The 19,904-nt window shown below is 40.7% G+C and carries 13 protein-coding genes and 1 other RNA gene; 7 read left to right on the top strand and 7 right to left on the bottom strand.

Annotation, left to right across the window (positions count from 1 at the left end):
* Positions 1–86: 86 nt before the first annotated feature.
* The gene (groL, locus tag IQ215_RS09140) at positions 87–1,751 is read right to left on the bottom strand and encodes a chaperonin GroEL (RefSeq protein ID WP_193801006.1); all 1,665 of its coding nucleotides are present in this window, start codon (positions 1,749–1,751) and stop codon (positions 87–89) included.
* A gap of 173 nt (positions 1,752–1,924) precedes the next feature.
* Entirely contained in the window at positions 1,925–2,428 is a 504-nt protein-coding gene (locus IQ215_RS09135; RefSeq protein ID WP_193801005.1) for a PadR family transcriptional regulator, read from the bottom strand.
* A gap of 101 nt (positions 2,429–2,529) precedes the next feature.
* Here IQ215_RS09135 and IQ215_RS09130 point away from each other — a divergent pair, with 101 nt between their 5' ends.
* The 4 genes from IQ215_RS09130 to IQ215_RS09115 all read left to right on the top strand — a co-directional run bounded on the left by IQ215_RS09130 (position 2,530) and on the right by IQ215_RS09115 (position 9,218).
* Positions 2,530–4,089: an efflux RND transporter periplasmic adaptor subunit gene (locus IQ215_RS09130; protein WP_193801004.1), complete on the top strand. Its 1,560-nt coding sequence runs from the start codon at positions 2,530–2,532 to the stop codon at positions 4,087–4,089.
* A gap of 113 nt (positions 4,090–4,202) precedes the next feature.
* Positions 4,203–7,343, top strand: coding sequence for an efflux RND transporter permease subunit (locus tag IQ215_RS09125; protein ID WP_193801003.1), 3,141 nt, complete (start codon positions 4,203–4,205; stop codon positions 7,341–7,343).
* Between the two features lie 347 nt (positions 7,344–7,690).
* Positions 7,691–8,800 (top strand): threonine synthase, encoded by a 1,110-nt coding sequence (gene thrC, locus IQ215_RS09120; protein WP_193801002.1) that lies wholly within the window; start codon positions 7,691–7,693, stop codon positions 8,798–8,800.
* Positions 8,801–8,873: 73 nt separating this feature from the next.
* Positions 8,874–9,218, top strand: a complete 345-nt coding sequence (locus IQ215_RS09115) for a rhodanese-like domain-containing protein (RefSeq protein ID WP_015223741.1) — start codon at positions 8,874–8,876, stop codon at positions 9,216–9,218.
* Between the two features lie 213 nt (positions 9,219–9,431).
* Here IQ215_RS09115 and dusB read toward each other — a convergent pair whose 3' ends face one another.
* Positions 9,432–10,442, bottom strand: coding sequence for a tRNA dihydrouridine synthase DusB (dusB, locus tag IQ215_RS09110; protein WP_193801023.1), 1,011 nt, complete (start codon positions 10,440–10,442; stop codon positions 9,432–9,434).
* Between the two features lie 175 nt (positions 10,443–10,617).
* On the opposite strand from dusB, the gene IQ215_RS09105 reads away from it, so the two are divergent.
* Both IQ215_RS09105 and IQ215_RS09100 read left to right on the top strand, forming a co-directional pair.
* The gene (locus IQ215_RS09105) at positions 10,618–11,292 is read left to right on the top strand and encodes a DUF4079 domain-containing protein (RefSeq protein ID WP_193801001.1); all 675 of its coding nucleotides are present in this window, start codon (positions 10,618–10,620) and stop codon (positions 11,290–11,292) included.
* Between the two features lie 93 nt (positions 11,293–11,385).
* Complete coding sequence (locus IQ215_RS09100) at positions 11,386–12,021, top strand: L-threonylcarbamoyladenylate synthase (protein ID WP_193801000.1); 636 nt, start codon at positions 11,386–11,388, stop codon at positions 12,019–12,021.
* 182 nt (positions 12,022–12,203) lie between these two features.
* On the opposite strand, the gene IQ215_RS09095 is transcribed toward IQ215_RS09100, so the two are convergent.
* The 3 genes from IQ215_RS09095 to cobU all read right to left on the bottom strand — a co-directional run bounded on the left by IQ215_RS09095 (position 12,204) and on the right by cobU (position 16,760).
* Complete coding sequence (locus IQ215_RS09095; protein WP_193800999.1) at positions 12,204–15,842, bottom strand: hydantoinase B/oxoprolinase family protein; 3,639 nt, start codon at positions 15,840–15,842, stop codon at positions 12,204–12,206.
* Positions 15,843–15,893: 51 nt separating this feature from the next.
* A non-coding RNA gene (gene ssrS / locus IQ215_RS09090) (6S RNA) lies at positions 15,894–16,076 on the bottom strand.
* Positions 16,077–16,214: 138 nt separating this feature from the next.
* Entirely contained in the window at positions 16,215–16,760 is a 546-nt protein-coding gene (gene cobU, locus IQ215_RS09085; RefSeq protein WP_193800998.1) for a bifunctional adenosylcobinamide kinase/adenosylcobinamide-phosphate guanylyltransferase, read from the bottom strand.
* 204 nt (positions 16,761–16,964) lie between these two features.
* On the opposite strand from cobU, the gene IQ215_RS09080 reads away from it, so the two are divergent.
* Positions 16,965–18,431, top strand: a complete 1,467-nt coding sequence (locus IQ215_RS09080) for a glycosyl hydrolase family 57 (protein WP_193800997.1) — start codon at positions 16,965–16,967, stop codon at positions 18,429–18,431.
* Positions 18,432–18,624: 193 nt separating this feature from the next.
* On the opposite strand, the gene IQ215_RS09075 is transcribed toward IQ215_RS09080, so the two are convergent.
* Positions 18,625–19,752, bottom strand: coding sequence for a glycosyltransferase (locus IQ215_RS09075; RefSeq protein WP_193800996.1), 1,128 nt, complete (start codon positions 19,750–19,752; stop codon positions 18,625–18,627).
* Positions 19,753–19,904 lie beyond the last annotated feature (152 nt).

Genomic DNA, 19,904 nt, shown 5'->3' with positions numbered 1-19,904 from the left:
AAGATATATTTTGGTTTACGGATTTAGTATAAACTACTATACTCCCTTACTCCTAATACCTAACACCTAATACCCAACACCCAAAATTACATCATACCAGGCATACCCATGCCACCCATACCGGGCATACCCATGCCACCCATACCGCCCATATCAGGTGCGGGGGCTTCAGGGGCAGGTTTTTCCACCACAAGGGCTTCGGTAGTGAGTACCATTCCAGCAATAGAACCAGCGTTTTGTAAGGAGGAACGAACTACCTTCGCAGGATCAACAATTCCAGCAGATATTAAGTCTTCATAAACTCCAGTAAGAGCATTATAACCGATATTGTTGGCAGATTCTCTTACTTTTTCTACAACTACAGAGCCTTCAACCCCTGCATTGGTAGCAATTTGGCGTAAAGGTGCTTCTAGGGCTTTAATGACAATTTCTGCCCCTACCTTTTCTTCTTCATTGCTTAAGGTATCTTTGAAAGCAGAGATTTTACTTGCCATGTGAATGAGGGTTGTACCGCCCCCAGGTACGATTCCTTCTTCTACCGCCGCTTTAGTGGCATTAAGTGCATCTTCGATGCGTAATTTACGCTCTTTTAAATCAGTTTCCGTGGCTGCCCCTACTTTAATTACAGCTACACCACCAGCTAATTTAGCGATGCGCTCTTGTAGTTTTTCGGCATCATATTCGGAGTCTGTTTCTTCGAGTTGTTTACGGATTTGGGCGACTCTTTTTTGTACATCGGCGGTGTTACCGGCATCCGCCACGATGGTGGTATTGTCTTTTACGATGGTGACTTTACGTGCTTTTCCTAGTTCATCTAATTTGACGGTATCTAAAGTTAAGCCGATGTCTTCGGAGATTACTCTACCCCCTGTGAGAATGGCAATATCTTCTAACATGGCCTTACGGCGATCGCCAAAACTTGGTGCTTTAATCGCTGCGACATTTAATACGCCTCTGGCTTTGTTAACTACGAGGGTGGCGAGGGCTTCCCCTTCAATGTCTTCGGCGATAATGAGTAAAGGAGCGCCTGCACGGGCAACTTCTTCTAAGACAGGGACGAGATCTGCGATCGCATTTATTTTTTTATCAGTAACTAAGATTAAAGCATTTTCTAACTCAACGATTTGCTTTTCTTGGTCAGTGATAAAATAGGGAGACATATAACCCCTGTCAAGTTGCATCCCTTCTACAACTTCTAATTCAGTAGCTAAAGACTTAGATTCTTCTACGGTGATAACCCCATCTTTTGTTACCTTATCCATGGCATGGGCAATCATATCGCCAATTTCTTGGTCATTTCCCGCAGAAACAGAAGCCACTTGAGCAATGACATCTCCCTGCACAGGTTGTGCCATGGCAGAAATTTCTTTTACAGCCAAGGCGATAGCTTTGTCCATACCACGACGTAAAGCCACAGGATTAGCCCCTGCGGTAACGTTTTTAAGCCCCTCGTGAATCATAGCTTGGGCGATAACCGTAGCGGTGGTAGTACCATCCCCAGCCACATCATTAGTTTTTGAAGCAACTTCCCTAACTAATCTTGCTCCAGCATTTTGAGAAGGATTTTCCAACTCTACTTCTTTGGCGACGGAAATACCATCTTTTACAATTTCGGGGGCTCCAAATTTTCTTTCTAATAATACATTTCTACCTTTAGGCCCTAAGGTGACTTTAACAGCATTGGCTAAAGCGTTAACTCCTTCCTCTAAGGCTCTTCTGGATTCTTCTCTAAAAGATACAATTTTAGACATAAATAATAATTCTCATGAGGATATATTTTTTCTCCATAAATAAATTTAGCACTCTTAGAGCGTGAGTGCTAATACGGTTATCTGCACCTTTTCAAAATTGGCAAATCAAAATTTTAGGTTGCTCATTTGGGATATGATTTTCCATGGAGGAGAAAAATGGTTTTCTTAAATTCTTATAATTTGTCATTCACCATGGCTAATTGCTCCATTAACCAGTCGATTTCTCGACTAATATCGGATTTATAGCGCTCCAGGGCTATCGCTTGAAAACAATCATCATAAACTATCTGTAAATCTTGATCATCTAACTTTAGTTGACATACCTTTAAGCGATGCTCCAATAAATGTAAACGATCATGGGGTTCAAGGTAACTAAAAAAGAAAAACTTAATCATAAACCGAGAACGAGCATTAACCCAACTCTCGTGGGGATGTTCTAACATTTTTTCTAGCCATTTTGTCTTTCCTGCGGGGGTAATACTATAAATTTTGCGATTATTATTTCCATCTTCTTGCTCAACAATTAATTCTTTTTCTAATAAACGTCTCAGTAACGGGTAAATTGCTCCATAATTAACACTAATACACCCGCTCATAAACAATTCCATCTGTTTCTTTAATAAATAGCCATGTAGTGGCTCTTTTTGTAACAAACCTAAGGTTGCTAACTCTAACATATTTTTTTGATTCTATTTTTTTATATCAGATTGATATATTTTGTTGATATAATTAAACTTAATAAAAATTTACCATCAACATTAGTAAACCAAGATCTGATATGACGAATCCTAATTCTGCCCCTAGTGAAGTGTCAAATGTTGAAGAAAAAGAAGAAGGTACTATAAACCCTGAATCTGAAGCCAAGAAAAAATCATTTTCCCCTTGGTGGGTAGTGGGTGCATTAGCCTTTTTAGCCATATTGGGGGGTGGTGGTACTCTCCTATTCAACGGTAATGAAAACGGGGGCGATCGCACAGGGGCCATGGCAGGGCAACCCCAAGCCTCCCCAGTGAAGTTGCAAACCCTAGAACCAGAAATAGTGCAAGATAGCAGCACCATTGTGGGTAGATTAGATGCCCCTAGGGCCGTAACCGTCAGATCAGAAATTAACGGCAGAATTAGGAGTATCTTGGTGGCCGAAGGAGAAAGGGTGAGTGCGGGGGAGATAATTGCCAGGGTAGAAAGTGATCAACTAGAAGCCGAATTAAATCAAGCCCAAGCCCAACTAGAAAGCGTCCGTTCCCGTTTAGCCCTCCTTAGAGCGGGAAATCGTCCCGAAGAAATAGCCCAAGCCCAAGCCCAGTTGAACGGGGCGATCGCACGGTTAAACAACGCCAGACAGGGGGCAAGGCCAGAGGAAATCGCCGAAATTCAAGCCCAACTAGACTCCGCCCGGGCCGAGTTAGAACTAGCCCAAGAAAGAACCAGAAGATATAGGGTTTTATTTGAAGAAGGGGCCATATCCCAAGACGAATTCGATGAATTTGTCACAGAAGAACGTCAAGCCCAAGCATCCGTAAACCAAGCCCAGAGAAGATTAGATGCTCAACGCAAAGGCAGAGACTCCGACCTAAACGCCCTACAAGCAGATGTAGAACAAGCTAGACAAAACCTACAACTGCTCAGAAACGGCACAAGACAAGAAGAAATCGCACAAGCAGAAGCCGAAGTTTCCCAAGCCAGTGCCAGGGTAAACACCGTAGAAGTACAGATCGAAAAAGCTCAAATAATAGCCCCCTTCACAGGCATCGTCGGCGATATTCCCGTCAAAGTAGGAGATTTCGTCACCGCAGGAGATTCATTAACCACCATCACCGAAAACGACTTACTAGAAGCAAACTTATCCATTCCCCTAGAAGAAGCAAATCGATTACAACTAGGGCTACCTGTGGAAATTATCAACAACCAAGGAGAAATTCTCACCACAGGGGAAATAAGTTTTATTGCTCCCCAAGTCAATACCAATAGTCAATTAGTGTTAACCAAAGCAACCTTAAACCCATCTCAAAATAATCTGTTTAACCAAACCTCCATCAGAGCAAGAATTATCTGGCAAGAAAGCCTTGGTATAGTTGTTCCCTCCGCTGCCGTTTCTAGGATGGGTGGTAATAACTTTGTTTTTGTGGCAGAAAGTGCCGAAAACCCTCAAGGGGAAGAACCATCATTGATTGCCCAACAGCGCCCCGTGCAATTAGGCGATTTACAAGGGAATAACTATGAAGTAATAGAAGGATTAGAAGAAGGGGAACAAATTGTTAGTGCAGGAATTTTAAACCTTCAAGATGGCTCTCCCATCATGCCCCTGCCTCCTGAACAAAATGGAGAGATGCCCCAATAACCCAATGGTTGTAGGTAAGCAAAAGGCAAGGGAGCATAATTATTGTCCATTACCCCATGTTATCTGGAACTCAAATTATTTATTATCAATTATCCACTATCTATTAATAACCAATGTTCGTTGATTTTTTTATCAGAAGACCAGTATTTTCCACCGTTTGCGCCCTGATAATTTTGTTAGTAGGTACTATCAGTATTGTCACTTTGCCCATTGCCCGTTTTCCTGACATTGCCCCCACCCAAATTCAGGTTACCGCCAACTACACAGGGGCAGATGCGGAGGTAGTGGAAAACACCGTTACCAATATTCTCGAAAGACAAATTAACGGAGTGGAGGGGTTAAGATATATTTCCTCAAGTAGTACCAATTCAGGTACAAGTAGTATTACTGCCACCTTCGATTCTTCTCGGAATAAAGATTTAGCGGCCGTGGATATTCAAAATCAAATTTCTGTGGTCGAATCCCAGTTACCCGATGTGGTTCAAAGAACAGGGGTTACGGTAAGCCAACAATCTAACAATATTTTGATGGGTTTTGGGATGTTTAGTGACAATGGACAATATGATAATGATTTTTTAAGTAATTATGCCGAAAGGTTTTTAGTGGATGCCCTCAAACGGATTGAGGGGGTAGCCGATGTGACGGTATTTGGAGAAAGACGATATGCCATGCGTTTATGGGTTGATCCTAATCGTCTCAGTAGTCGTGGTTTGACCACCATAGATGTGGAAAATGCCTTACGGGAACAAAATGTTCAGGTGGGGGTTGGTGCTGTGGGTGCTGAACCTGCGGTGGAAGGGCAAGAATTTCAAATTTCTTTACGGGCGGTAAGTCAGTTAACTGAGCCGGAGGAGTTTGAAGATATTATTTTAAGTACCGATGAGGAAACGGGATCTTTAATTCGTTTTAAGGACGTGGGTAGGGTTGAGTTAGGGGCCCAGAATTATGGCTCTTTTGTGCGTTTCCGAGGGGTGGAAGCGGTAGGCATTGGGGTATATCAGTTACCTGGTTCTAATGCCCTTGAGGTGGCGGATAATGTGAAAATGAGAATGGCGGAGTTAGCCGAGCAGTTTCCCGATGGTATTAATATTCAGTTGGCTTTTGATACTACGGGTTTTATTCAGGAGTCTTTGGATGAGGTGATTATTACCCTATTGATGTCGGTGGGGTTAGTAATTTTGATCATTTTGGTCTTTTTACAAGATTGGCGCACCACTTTGATTCCTTCTTTGACTATTCCTTTGTCTTTGGTGGGAACTTTTGCTTTTGTGAGGGCTTTTGATTTTTCCATCAATACTTTAACTTTGTTTGGTTTAACTCTGGCAACGGGGTTAGTGGTGGACGATGCGATCGTGGTAGTAGAACAAATTTATCGTTATATTCAAGATCGAGATATGGAATCCCATCAGGCGGCTAGTGACTCAATGAAGCAGTTGACGGGAGCTGTTATTGCGACTTCTTTGGTGTTGATGGCGGTGTTTATTCCTGTGACGTTTTTCCCCGGTACAACGGGGGCTTTATATCGGGAGTTTGCTTTAACCATTGCTTTTTCTATTGTTATTTCTACTTTTTTGGCTCTGACTCTCACTCCTTCTCTGTGTGCTTTGTTATTGAAGAAAGGACAACATCCCCCCGCTTGGATTGAGCCTTTTTTTAATGGATTTAATTCTATTCTCGATTGGTTAACTTTGAGGTATGAGGGGACGTTAAAATTTTTGGCTAGGTTTAAATTTTTTGTGGTGGGAATTTTTGCGGTATTGATTGCGGTGACGGGATGGTTATATACGTCTGTGCCGACGGCTTTTGTGCCTGATGAGGATCAGGGCTATTTTATTACCATTGTTCAAGCACCTGAGGGGGTTTCTTTGCAATATACTAGCGATGTGATGGCTCAGGTGGAAGATATTATTTTGGAACTTCCTGATGTGGTGGGAACTTTCGCCATTGGGGGTTTTTCTTTTGGGGGTAATACTCCTAATCAGGGCATTATTTTTACTCCCTTAGAATCCTGGGGCGATCGCCCTAACCCCAATCAATCTGTCCAAGCGATTATCGGTCAATTATTTCCTAAGTTTGCCATGATTCCTGAGGCGAGGATTATTCCCATTAACCCCCCTGCCATTCAAGGTTTAGGGGCGTTTGGTGGTTTCACCTTCAATTTACAGGATCGACGCATTAACCCCGATTTACAATCCATGGTGCAGGTGATGGGGCAGTTTTTGGGGGCAGCCAATCAGGATGAAGCATTGACGGCGGTGTTTACTCAGTTTGCGGCCAATAGTCCTCAATTGATTGTGGAGGTGAATCGGGAAAGGGCGAAGGTGCTAGATGTGGATTTAGACGACGTTTTTAGCACTATGTCAACCATGATGGGTGGTTCTTATGTCAATGATTTTACCATGCAACAAAGGTCTTATCGAGTCTATGTGCAAGGGGATAAGGAATTTAGGGCAAACCCTGAGAGCATGGATAACTTTTTTGTCCGCTCTGGGGCAGGGGAGATGATTCCCTTATCTAACCTTGTTACCATCACCCCAACGGTGGGGGCGCAAACCATTAACCACTATAATTTATTCCGCTCCATTGAAATCAATGGTTCTCCTGCTCCTGGATATAGTTCAGGGAATGCCATTGAAGCCGTAGAGGCGATCGCCTCTCAAGTATTACCTGCAGGTTTTGGCTATGAATGGACGGGAATTTCTTTGGAGGAAATTAGTGCTGGAAATGTGGCGGTTATTATTTTTGGCTTAGGTATTCTCTTTGTCTTCCTCGTTTTATCTGCTCAGTATGAAAACTATATCGATCCTTTAATCATCATTTTGGCCGTGCCTTTAGCTATTCTAGGCGCTTTACTAGCTCAAAGTTTGCGGGGTTTTAGTAATGATATTTATTGTCAAATTGGTTTAGTGATGTTGATCGGTTTAGCTAGTAAAAACTCCATTTTGATTGTGGAATTTGCTAATCAACTACGAGATGAGGGAATGTCCACGGTTAAAGCAGCCATCGAAGCCTCTAAACAAAGATTACGTCCCATTCTCATGACTGCCATTTCTACCCTCACAGGGATTTTTCCCCTCGTCATTGCCACAGGAGCAGGGGCGGGAAGTCGTCAATCCTTAGGTACGGCAGTATTTGGAGGAATGTTAGTAGCCACTTTCTTGAGTTTATTTGTCGTCCCCATTCTGTACATCGTCATCAAAATGGCCGTCGAAAAAGTCTTGCCCAGAAGACAAAATAAATTGATCACCGAATAGTTATCTAACCTGAGTTCGGGATAAAATTTATGGTCTTGTAAACAATTGACAATGGACAATTGACAGTTAATAAATTATGACCTAGCACCTAATACCAAATCCGAGTTAGAAAATATCTCATCCCTCGTCTTGCAATGAATTACAAGGCTAACAACTTATCGTTCAATAAATTGAACTAAAGTATATTTTGGTTGACGGATTTAGTATAAGCTATTATCCCCCTTACTCCTCATCTCCCATGCTCCCCATCACCTTAATACCTGCAACCCGTAACCTGAAACCTCACTATGCAGTGAGTAACAGTATATGTTATAATCACGACAGTCATCTATTCAAAATTAACACCTGTGGTAGCGACGAAAATTCCCCCAAACACACTTAACAATATTCCTAGAAGCGGATGGAGAGGCTTAATTGAAGAATATCGAGCCTATCTGCCCGTCACAGAAACCACCCCAGTTGTCACCCTGAGAGAAGGAAACACCCCTTTAATTCCTGTTCCCTACATTTCCAATCTCATTGGACGCAACGTTAAAGTATTTGTCAAATATGATGGTTTAAACCCCACAGGATCATTTAAAGACAGGGGAATGACCATGGCTATTACCAAAGCCAAAGAAGCAGGGGCAAAAGCTGTTATCTGTGCCAGTACGGGAAACACCTCGGCGGCTGCCGCTGCCTACGCCACGAGGGCTGGTTTAAGGGCTTTTGTTATTGTACCTGATGGTTATGTGGCCCTTGGTAAATTAGCTCAGGCGTTAATCTATGGTGCAGAAGTTCTTGCCATTGATGGTAATTTTGATGATGCTTTAACCATCGTTAGGGAAATTGCAGAAAATTATCCTGTTACTTTGGTTAACTCCCTTAATCCTTACCGTTTAGAAGGGCAAAAAACCGCTGCTTTTGAAGTGGTGGACACCCTTGGCTATGCCCCTGATTGGGTCTGTATTCCCGTGGGTAATGCGGGAAATATTACCGCCTATTGGATGGGTTTTTGTCAATATCAAGGGGAGGGGAGATGTGATAGTCTTCCTCGTATGATGGGTTTTCAGGCTTCGGGTTCAGCACCTTTGATTTATGGTCATAGAATTATGAAACCTGATACCGTAGCCACTGCTATTCGTATTGGTAATCCTGCTAATTGGGATAAGGCTTTATCGGTGCGGGAGGCTTCTAATGGGGAGTTTAATGCGGTGACTGATGCGGAAATTTTGGAAGCATACAAGATTTTGGGCAGGGAAGAAGGTATTTTCTGTGAACCTGCAAGCGCTGCTTCTGTGGCAGGGGTATTGAAGTTAAAGGATCAAGTCCCTGATAATGGTACGGTGGTATGTGTCTTGACTGGTAATGGTTTAAAAGATCCTGATAATGCCATGAGTAATAGTGAGGGTGGTATTAAAGGTGGTATCAAGGCTGATTTACAGGAAGTGGCTAGGGTGATGGGTTTTGAACCTTAGTTGATTTTTAATTTATTTTACTCCCTATATCCCCCATTTTGGGGGTTTTTGTTTTTTTGGAGATCTTTAAATTATGGAAAAAATTTTATCGAGTTTAACGGTGCAGGATTTAGCTTTAATTTTAGCTGATGATCCTAGTTCGGTGCAGTTGTTGGATGTGCGGGAGTTGGGGGAAGTTGCGATCGCCTCTTTGCCCCATTTTATCATTTTACCGTTGAGCGAATATGAGCAATGGTCACCGAAAATCATGACAGAATTAGATCCCCAAAAGGAAACCATTGTCATGTGTCACCATGGTATCAGATCCGCTCAAATGTGCCAGTGGCTTCACCATCAAGGTTTTGAAAATGTAAAAAATGTATCGGGAGGTATCGATGCCTATGCGGTGTATGTGGACGATACTTTGGCAAGATATTAGGTAATGGGCAAAATAATTAATTAGGGGCTGATGAAAAAGTGGGGTTATGAGGTTAAATGGACAATTGACAATGGACAATTGACAATTACAAGGTTTTACTATCTCAGTTTGCTAAATAATACCTAGAAATAGTGAAAAATATTTACTTCACTATTGCCCATTGCCTATTCCCTATTGCCTGCCTTAACTAGAAAATGTTATCCCGAACTCAGGTTAATTATCAATTGTCAATTGTTTCGCACTATCTAACAAATCAAAACCCTCCTCCACAGATTCAATGCGGGAACATTTATCCCTCAATTCCGATGCCCCTTCAAAACCCTTACAATACCAAGCTAGATGTTTACGGGATTGCAAAATACCCCGATAACCTTTATATTCCCATAACCCCTGTAAATGCTCCTTGGCACATTCTAGGCGTTGATTGATAGTGGGATAGGTGGGCATTTCTCCTGTTTTCAAAAAATAATCAATTTCTCCCACCAAAAAAGGATAACCTAAAGTACCACGGGAACACATCACCCCATCGGCTTGGGTGACTTGCAAACAACGCAAGGCATCTTCGAGGGAAAATATATCTCCATTGGCAATGACGGGAATGGTTAACCGTTTTTTCACCTCCGCAATAAATTCCCAGCGCGCCTTACCCGTGTAACCTTGCTCTCGGGTGCGTCCGTGAATGGTAATCATATCTGCCCCTGCTTCCTCCATTCGTTGGGCAAATTCGATAATATTGATTTCCTGATCATTCCAGCCTAAGCGGGTTTTAACCGTTACAGGTACATCCACCGCCCTTTTTACTTCTTGCACAAGGGCGATCGCCACTTCAGGTTCTCTTAATAATTTAGAACCTCCCCCCCGTTTGGTAATTTTATTTACAGGGCAACCCATATTTATATCCACCGTTTGCGCGCCTTCCTTCACTGCCTTAATGGCAGCCTGAGCCATAAAATCGGGACGACAATCGAATAATTGAATACTAATCGGTTGCTCATCGGGGGCAATATCCATCAAACGAGGTAATTTTTTCATCTGACTTAATTCCGTGGCGTTAACCATTTCTGTATAGGTCATGGATTCGGGGGCATAACGCCTGACTAAACGGCGAAATACCAAATCTGTCACTCCCGACAAGGGAGACTGTAAAACACGGCTATTAATGGTGACAGAGGCAATTTTTAGGGGGGTTGCTAATTTTTGGGCAAGGGTGGAAGGAATTATCATATCTGGCAAGGGTGCATGGGGTAAATTTGAACGAATGAGCAATTAAGGGCGACTAAAGTAGTATGGGTTATCATGGCTTTGTATGGATGTCCACAATTTTTTGTGAGGAGCATTTTATTTAGTGCCTAGCAATATTCTTCCCAATAGGTTTTTTGTTCTATTATTAATTTTTACTATGAATACTGAGCAATTCTTGATCATCATACATCCAATTTTGGCGGTGCTTGGGGTGTTTCCTCTCATCGGTATTGTATCTTATTTTGCATGGGAAACCCGTCAAAGAAGATTGGCAGTCAAATCAGGGAATAAAAGTGCCATTTCTCCCTCTGTGGGTAAAAACCATGTGCAGATAGGTAAAATCTTAGCTACTGCCGTGGTGGTGGTTACCCTTGTGGGTTTGTTTCGTCCTTTGATGGCGAAAAATATTATCGAAAATCGTCTTTGGGAAACGGATACTTTTCAGTTTATTTTTATTTTATTGATGTTTCTAGGGGCGATCGCCACTTATATCCTCCTCTACTTTGCCCAAACAAAACTATGGCGGGGTATTTTCGCCACCCTTAGCGGTATGGCAATAGTTATTTTAGGTTGCCAAGAAGGCATTTTTCGCAGGACAAATGAATGGTATATTTCCCATTATTATTACGGAATCACCGTTGCCCTTTTAATGATTTTCTCCGTCGCCATTATCAATGATATTTATCGAGATAAAACCAACCGATGGCGTAATATTCACATCATCGTTAACTGTATTGCCCTACTCTTATTCATTGGGCAAGGAATGACAGGGGCAAGAGATTTATTTGAAATCGCCCTTTGGACACCTCCTCCAGCATTCTTGTTATTCTAGGATGCAATTAAAAAATCTCCTTGATGCATAAATCACATAATGCAAAATATACATAATGTAAAATATGTAACAGAAATATCTTGCATTTATAATATGAGTCAAATTCAGCCAAAATCGATCAATATTATTCCCAAAATTATTGACTACCTCGACAGGGGAAAAATAGTAGCCTTACACACTGACATGGTGTATCTGCTTCTAGCTAACGGTTTAAACTCCGATGCCTGTAACAAAATTCATGAGCTGAAAAGATGGAATCCCCGTAAACCCCTGACATTACTATCTAATCAGCAGAAATTACCTGAATATGCTTCATTGGAAAAAGATGCTCAAGTTTTAGTAAATCAATTTCCTTATCCCATTAGTATTATTGTTCCCCATCGCAATAATCTTTCTGATATTGTTACCGCAGGGCATAATACTATTTTTGTGTCTTGCCCCGATGATTTCATTTATCAGTTAGTGGAAAAATGCTCTTTTCCCGTGGTTGCAGGTACAGCTAGTTTTGGGGAAGACTTTAGGGCAAATAATGCGAAAGTTGCTCAACAGTTATTTGGTGATGATGTATCATTAATTATTGATGGCGGTGACTCAAAGGAGCGCATCCGAACTACTTTAATTGATTGTCATTTACCTCTGCCCACCATCATGAATTTTGGCTTGATTGCTTATGATGAATTACGCCTAATTCTGCCCCATATTGAGTTGCCATCCCATTTACGCAAATAGGCGTTGGTGAATTAAGATATGATTTTTAGTTTAGTTTGGCAATAGGGAATGGGCAATGGCTTGGAGATAAGGAGTAAGGGGGATAGGCAGTAAAGGTACAATAAGTTCAATTTATTGAACGAACTACCGTTGGCCGTGTAATGTATTACACGGTGGGGCAACTGAGTATAATTTGAAATTCATTATGAGGTGGTATGTAACTTATTGATTCCTCCCCCTCCTGGCGTTTCAATGACAAATATATCATTAACATTCATTTGCACTTCTGCTGTTGCACCTAGGGTTTCAACTTTACCACTTTCCCTGATGAGATAATTTTTACCCACCATACCCTTACCACCGCCATTTAAACCCGATGGAGGTATTAAACGATGGCTCGATAAAATACCCGCCGTCATAGATTCTAAGAAGCGAATTTGACGGATTACCCCATCACCTCCTCGAAAGTCTCCTTTACCACCGCTACCCTTGCGAATGGAAAAGGAATCTAGGCGCACGGGAAAACGCCACTCTAACACCTCGGGATCTGTTAATCTGGAGTTAGTCATGTGGGTTTGAATAGCATCTGTACCATGGTAATTATACCCCGCCCCCGAACCTCCGCAGATGGTTTCATAGTATTGATATTTTTCATTACCAAAAGTAAAATTATTCATCGTACCTTGGGAGTTTGCCATGATACCCAAAGCAGCGTACAGACAATTGGTTATTTGTTGGGAGGTTTCCACGTTTCCTGCTACCACGGCGCAAGGATATTGAGGGTTTAGGAAGCAGTCGGGGGGAATAATAATTTCGAGGGGTTTGAGACATCCTGCATTGAGGGGAATATCTTTATCTACGAGGGTACGAAATACGTATAAAACTACTGCCTTGCATACAGACATGGGAGCGTTAAAATTGTTGTCCTGGGGCGCTGATGTGCCTGTAAAATCGATAGTAGCCTGATCTTTTTTGTCATTAATGGTTACTGTCACGCTAATTTTAGCACCATTATCCAAGTGGCTGGTAAATCGACCATCTTTTAGTAATTTAATGGCATCTTTCACGCATTCCTCGGCATTCTCTTGGGCAAAGTCCATATATTGTTTGACGGTTTCTAAGCCGTAATAGTCAGCTAGTTTTGTTAACTCTTGTAAGCCCTTTTCATTGGCGGCAATTTGTGCTTGTAAATCGGCTACATTTTGCTGATAATTACGTACAGGATAGGGATGGTTTGTTAGTAATTCCCGTAGTTCTTTTTCTCTTAATTTTCCTGCTTCTACTAAACAGAAATTATCGATTAAAATGCCTTCTTCTTCGATGGTTTTACTCATGGGAGGCATGGAACCTGGAGTTATTCCCCCGATGTCGCTATGGTGTCCCCTAGAAGCTACAAAAAAGTCCGGTTTTTCTGAGTTAATAAATATGGGAGTGATGGCGGTAATATCGGGTAAATGAGTTCCTCCATTATAGGGATTATTAGTAATATAAACATCGCCTTTTCTTAGTTGATTTCCTTTACTATTAATCAAGGCTTTTACTGTTTCTCCCATAGAGCCAAGATGCACGGGAATATGGGGAGCGTTGGCTACTAATTGCCCTTTTTGGTCAAAAATTGCACAGGAAAAATCGAGCCTTTCTTTGATGTTAACAGAATAGCTAGTTTTTTGTAAGGTAATGCCCATTTCTTCGGCAATAAAACGAAATAGATTGTTAAAAATTTCTAGTAATATTAAGTCTTTTTCAACTATTTTTTTCTGGGAAGGTATGTCATAATTTTCTAATTGGTTATCAACGGCTGTAATCATTAAATTATTATCGGTGCTAATTTCCCCTTGCCAACCTAATTCGATAACGTTTGTGCCTGTGGATTCGATGATTAATGCTGGGCCTGTTATGGGTTGATTTTTGGGTATTTCTTGCCGTTGGAAAACGGGGGTATTATGCCATTGATTTTTGCTATAAAGTTGTACATGGGTAATGGGGGTTAATTGTTTTACTGTTTTTTGTTCTATTTCGGGGAATGTATCTTCATAGGTAGGGTTTATTAATTCGAGGGAAATTTGTTCGACAATAAGGGGTTTATTTTCGAGAATAAAGCCATAAAGTTTTTTGTGGGCTTGGTTAAATTGTTGGATGATTTCTGAGTAGTTTTTATAATCTATTTCGAGGGGTGAATCTGTGCCTTGATATTTGAGATATATTTTTTGTTTATAGGTAATTTTTTTTTGTTCAATTTTGTTTACTTGCTGGGATAATTCGACGAGGGTTTCTTGTTTTAGTTGCTCAAAGTCTTGGTTTAATGTTGTGATGAGGGTGGGGGTGAAGATTTTTTCTTGGCTTTTTTCTTTGATGATGCGAATATCTGCTAAGCCAATACCATAGGCGGATAAGACTCCAGCGAGGGGATGAATAATAATGGTTTTGATACCTAATGATTCGGCGATTAAACAAGCGTGTTGTCCTCCTGCACCACCAAAACAACAGAGGGTATATTCGCTGATATTGTAACCTTTTTGTAAGGAAACTTTCTTAAGGGCGATCGCCATTTTTTCTACTGCTATTTGTAGGAATCCCGAGGCAATTTCTTCGGAGGGAATAGGATTATCTAATTGATTTTGAAGGTCAATAAACTTTTGTTTAACTACTTCTATATCTAAGGGGGATTTACCATCATTGCCAAAAATTTGTGGAAAAAATTGGGCTTGTATTTTACCTAAAAATAAATTACAATCGGTTATAGTTAAATCTCCTCCCTTGCCATAACAAGCAGGCCCTGGATTTGCTCCCGCCGATTCTGGCCCGACTCGATAATTTAAACCGTCAAAGGTGCAAATAGAGCCTCCCCCTGCGGCGACAGTGTCGATGGACATCATGGGAGTGCGTAGCCTTATCCCTGCAATTTCGGTGTTTAAGGTGCGCTCGTATTCGCCGTTAAAGTGGGCTACATCGGTGGAAGTACCTCCCATGTCGAAGGTGACAATTTTGTTAATTCCTGCTTGTTGACAGGTTTTCACTGCGCCCACAATGCCCCCCGCAGGGCCGGATAAGATGCTATCTTTGCCTTGAAATTGGGATGCGGTGACTAACCCCCCATTGGACTGCATGAACATCAGTTTGGGTAAGGTGTCTTTTTGTCCTCGGGTTACCATCTCCTGTTGTACTTGCTCTACGTAACGGCGTAAGATGGGGGATAAGTAGGCATCGACGACGGTAGTATCCCCTCTACTAACTAATTTCATCAGGGGGCTAACTTCATGGGAAAGGGAAATCTGTGTAAATCCTAGGTTATGGGCGATCGCCCCCAGGCTTTTTTCATGGTCTGTATAGCGATAACCATGGAGCAAAACAACGGCACAACACTTGATTCCTAAGTCATATACCCGTTGTAGATCTTGAATAACTTTTTTCTCATCAATGGGGCTTAACTCCTCACCATGGGCGCTATAACGGGCAGAAACTTCGATTATCTGCTCATATACCATGGAAGGCAAAACAATTTCACGCGCGAAAATATTAGGACGATGTTGATAACCAATGCGCAAAGCATCTCGAAAACCCTCATTAGTAACCAAAACCACTCTTTCCCCTTTTCTTTCCAATAGGGCATTAGTGGCTACCGTTGTCCCCATTTTTACTACCTCTATATCTTCGAGGGGTATGGGTTGCCCTTGGGGAATATTCATCAAAACTCTGATACCTTCCACGGCAGCATCAGTATATTGACTAGGATTTTCTGACAATAACTTATGGGTGATGAGCTTTTTTTCTGGATTTAAAGCAACTACATCAGTAAAAGTACCACCTCTATCAATCCAAAATTGCCACTGATTATTTTTCACTACTCCCTTTTCTCCGTACGTAAATATATTTAAGTACAGTATAGTTAAAAAAAATTAACCATCGTGCCGTTTTACTTCAGTTTATGACCTGGATTACCAGGGGGAAACCAATGTTTCTGTATTCGTTTCCGAGTACATGCTCGGTTTACTGCAACTAGAACTCAATCAGTATCCAAATTTTTCAAGTTATAGATCAAAAAACTTGATAAGCAGTCACCAACACGATAGCTAATTCATTTACCATGATAATCAATTATTCTCAGAATCTCAACCTCACTTCATTTCGACGCAACAATATCTGAGGCTGGTGATTTGAAATATTATTTCTCATTTGAGATGGGCAATGGTAATAATACTTTGAAGTCTCAACTTTTAGGGTTTACTATCAAGACTTACTCCAATTTTACTAATATCCACCGCATAACCTCCTATTACCAAAAATACCTCATCAGCAAGTTGCCCTATTTCACGGGTTAGGCTACCCAGACGATTACGAAATAAGCGCCCTAATTCATAGGCGGGAATTATGCCCCATCCTGTTTCTTCTGCCACAAAAATAATTTGGTTATTACTATTAGCTAAAATATCTAGTAATTGTTCTACTTGTTGTTGCCAGAAAGTCTCATCTTTTTCAATAAAATTAGCTACCCACGTTCCCAAAGAGTCAATTAATATTAAGTTATGATTGTCACATTTATCAATAGCATTAGACAACTGAAAAGGAACTTCTAAACATTGCCATGATTTTGGTCTTCTTTGTTGATGAATTTTAATTTTTTGTGTCCATTCTTGATCCGATGGTATTTGTTGAGCAGTGGCAATATAAATAACTTTTTGATCTTGATTTTTAGCTAGGGATTCTGCCCATTCACTTTTTCCACTACTAGCCCCCCCTGTTACTAAAATAATTTTGGCCATGGATATTAGTTTAAAAATAATTGTTGTTTTATGTGTTATTGTTCCTCATATTATTTTATTTTTGTCATCATTAAGATAATAAATTAAGGAAAAGTTTTTGGGGGTAAAATAAAAATTTAATTAAGATTTCCATGGAAAAGGAAAGGATGTAGATAATAAAAGATAGGATGGCTATAGTTCACATGGAGAACCATTCCTATTATTATGACCGCTACAAACCCACAACAGTTTAGACAACTTACCATTGATATTCCCCCACTGTCGGGCAAAGAAGTAGAAGTAGAAAAAATAGTTAATCATCAAGATACAGTTTTTTTGGACAAAACCGATATTAATTTAGACGAAAAAAAAGCCTTGTTTGCCTGTGCATTACATATGCACCAACCTACTATTCCCGCAGGGCTTCATGGGGAGTTAATTTGTAATTTACAATATATGTTTGAGCATCAGGGGGAAGGAGATAATCATAACGCCTCGGTGTTTGCTTGGTGTTATAGTCGCATGGGGGATTTTATTCCTGAATTGGTGTCCAATGGTTGTAGCCCACGTATTATGTTGGATTATTCTGGCAATTTGTTGTGGGGGTTGCAACAGATGGGGCGGGAGGATGTTTTAGATAATTTGCGTAAAATTACTGTAGATTCCAATTATCAGCCCTATGTAGAATGGTTGGGTACAATGTGGTCCCATGGAGTAATTCCTTCTACTCCTATCCCTGATATTAAGTTACATATTCAGGCATGGCAACATCATTTTATGGCTATTTTTGGGGCGGATGCTTTAAAACGGGTGAAAGGCTTTTCCCCTCCTGAGATGCACTTACCTAATCATCCTGATACTTTATATGAGTATGTAAGGGCGCTTAAGGAATGTGGTTATCGTTGGTTGTTGGTGCAAGAAGACTCGGTGGAAAGAATTGACGGACAAGGGTTACACCATGATGATAAGTATATCCCTAATCGTTTGGTGGCGAAAAATTCTCGGGGGGAGGTTATCAGTATTACGGCGTTAATTAAAACTCAGGGTTCGGATACTAAGTTGGTGGCGCAGATGCAACCTTACCATGAGGCGAGGACGAAAGACAAGGTGTCTGTTAATGGGATGATGATTCCTCCCTGTGTGACGCAGATTGCGGATGGGGAAAATGGGGGGGTAATGATGAATGAGTTTCCTCGGGATTTTCCGCCCCTTTGGTATGGTATAAAAAATGCTGATGTGGTGGGGGTAAATGGCACTGAATATCTGGAGTTGTTGGAGGCTTCTGGGGTGTCTGAGGATGATTTTCCTGTGTGTCAGGCAGTGGGGCAACATAAGATATGGCAAGAGGTGGAAGATAATGTTACTCCTGAAAGGGTTGAAGGTGCGATCGCACTTTTAACTAAAAATGATCATCAATTCCATACCGAGGGTGCATCATGGACTAATGATTTAAGCTGGGTAAAGGGTTATGAAAATGTATTACAACCCATGAATCAATTAAGTGCTTTATTTCATCAAAAATATGATGGCTTGGTAAAAGAAAATCCTGACATTACCAAAAGACAAGATTATCAAGAAGCCCTTTTATATAATTTACTCTTGCAAACTAGCTGTTTTCGTTATTGGGGGCAAGGCACATGGACGGATTACGCTCAGCAGTTATATCAACGGGGAGTAGAAATTATCCAATAAGGTGCGCTGGATTCTTTGATTTATTGTTTGGCGTTGGTGAATTAAGGTATGATTTTTAGTTGAGTTTGGCAATAGGGAATGGGCAATGGGCAATAGTAATAATAGTATAGTTTTAATACTATACATTTACTGTAATTCAATAATGTTTCATACTCAAAATCAGCAATGTCCTTATAAATAAATTAGAGTGAGGTTATGATAATTCCTTGTCAATTATTAATTCTTTTAATCTGTTATCTAACACTTGTAAACTAAATTTTTTAACTGTTTCTTCCCGTAACCATTCTCCATTACAACGGTGGTCATTTCCTTGTAAAATCTCTATACAGGCACTGGCTACCGCATCCACATCTCGATGGGGTACGCACCACCCCAAAAGCCCATCCTGTAAGGGATCTGCTGAACCGTCACTATCGCCACTTAATACGGGTTTCCCGCAACTCATCCCCTCAAGGTAAACTATGCCAAAACCTTCTTGGGAAGGCATAATATAAGCGTCACAGACTTGGTAATGGTTTACTAATTCGGGAGTTGGTATAAATCCAGCAAAGATGACTTTATCTTCAATACCCAATTGTTGGGTTAATTTTTTCAGTCTGGGTTGATCATCTCCTCTACCTACCACTAAGTATTTTACATTAGGATGGGTTTTTAAGATGGTTGGTAATGCCCTAATGGTGACATCTACTCCTTTATAAATGTCTCCTGACCATAATCTGGCTACGGTTAATAATACTTTACTATTTTCTAGGTTATATTTTTTGATCAAGTCTATGGGTTTCGGGGCAATGGTAAATTTATCGGCATCGACTACGCAGGGGAGAATGTCTATTTTATTTTGATCAATTTTATGGGATTGGTAAATGCGATCGCAACTATAACGACTAATGGTTAAAATTTGGTTAGCATCCACTAAAACTTGTCTTTGCTTAGGGGGTAGAGTATCCCATACCTCTTTACCATAGGTTAAAACTGTATAGGGAATATTCAATAAACCACAAAATAAGCGAGTAATTACCCCTAACTTAATATGTCCACAAAAAACCCATTGAGGACGATTTATGATCAAAAATGTTAAAAAACTAACCATAAACCTAATTCTGCCTATCATCGTTGAAGCATGGGCAAAACCCTTAAAATTCAAATTACCGCCCACTAAATTATCATCCACAGGGTATTTATCACGCAAGACAAATACTTGCCCTTGATAATTTAACTTTTTGTATGCCCTCAACATATCCTTAACATAGGATTGGATACCCCCTTCTTGGGCAAAAACTTCTAAAAAAATAAATAGATGATCAGGTTTTTTGTTTTCCACTATGATTTATTGAACTAGATTTTCGCAGTATTTTATCTTATCAAGAACTAATTAAGGCGCTTTTGCCCTGCCATGGATAGGCATTATTTTCCTTACCAACTCCATGCCTTCTATAGTCTAAAAAAAAATACCTAAAAAACTTGCATCCTGAA

The sequence above is a fragment of the Cyanobacterium stanieri LEGE 03274 genome (assembly GCF_015207825.1).
Taxonomy (GTDB): Bacteria; Cyanobacteriota; Cyanobacteriia; order Cyanobacteriales; family Cyanobacteriaceae; genus Cyanobacterium; species Cyanobacterium stanieri_B.
This window is presented reverse-complemented; position numbering and strand designations above follow the sequence as displayed.

Excerpts from the sequence above, each read along its gene's own strand:
- dusB (WP_193801023.1), bottom strand. The coding sequence starts at position 10,442 with ATGATAATTCCTTCCACCCTTGCCCAAAAATTAGCAACCCCCCTAAAA.
- IQ215_RS09135 (WP_193801005.1), bottom strand. The coding sequence starts at position 2,428 with ATGTTAGAGTTAGCAACCTTAGGTTTGTTACAAAAAGAGCCACTACAT.
- IQ215_RS09130 (WP_193801004.1), top strand. The coding sequence starts at position 2,530 with ATGACGAATCCTAATTCTGCCCCTAGTGAAGTGTCAAATGTTGAAGAA.
- IQ215_RS09115 (WP_015223741.1), top strand. The coding sequence starts at position 8,874 with ATGGAAAAAATTTTATCGAGTTTAACGGTGCAGGATTTAGCTTTAATT.
- IQ215_RS09125 (WP_193801003.1), top strand. The coding sequence starts at position 4,203 with ATGTTCGTTGATTTTTTTATCAGAAGACCAGTATTTTCCACCGTTTGC.
- IQ215_RS09080 (WP_193800997.1), top strand. The coding sequence starts at position 16,965 with ATGACCGCTACAAACCCACAACAGTTTAGACAACTTACCATTGATATT.
- groL (WP_193801006.1), bottom strand. The coding sequence starts at position 1,751 with ATGTCTAAAATTGTATCTTTTAGAGAAGAATCCAGAAGAGCCTTAGAG.
- IQ215_RS09105 (WP_193801001.1), top strand. The coding sequence starts at position 10,618 with ATGAATACTGAGCAATTCTTGATCATCATACATCCAATTTTGGCGGTG.
- IQ215_RS09100 (WP_193801000.1), top strand. The coding sequence starts at position 11,386 with ATGAGTCAAATTCAGCCAAAATCGATCAATATTATTCCCAAAATTATT.
- cobU (WP_193800998.1), bottom strand. The coding sequence starts at position 16,760 with ATGGCCAAAATTATTTTAGTAACAGGGGGGGCTAGTAGTGGAAAAAGT.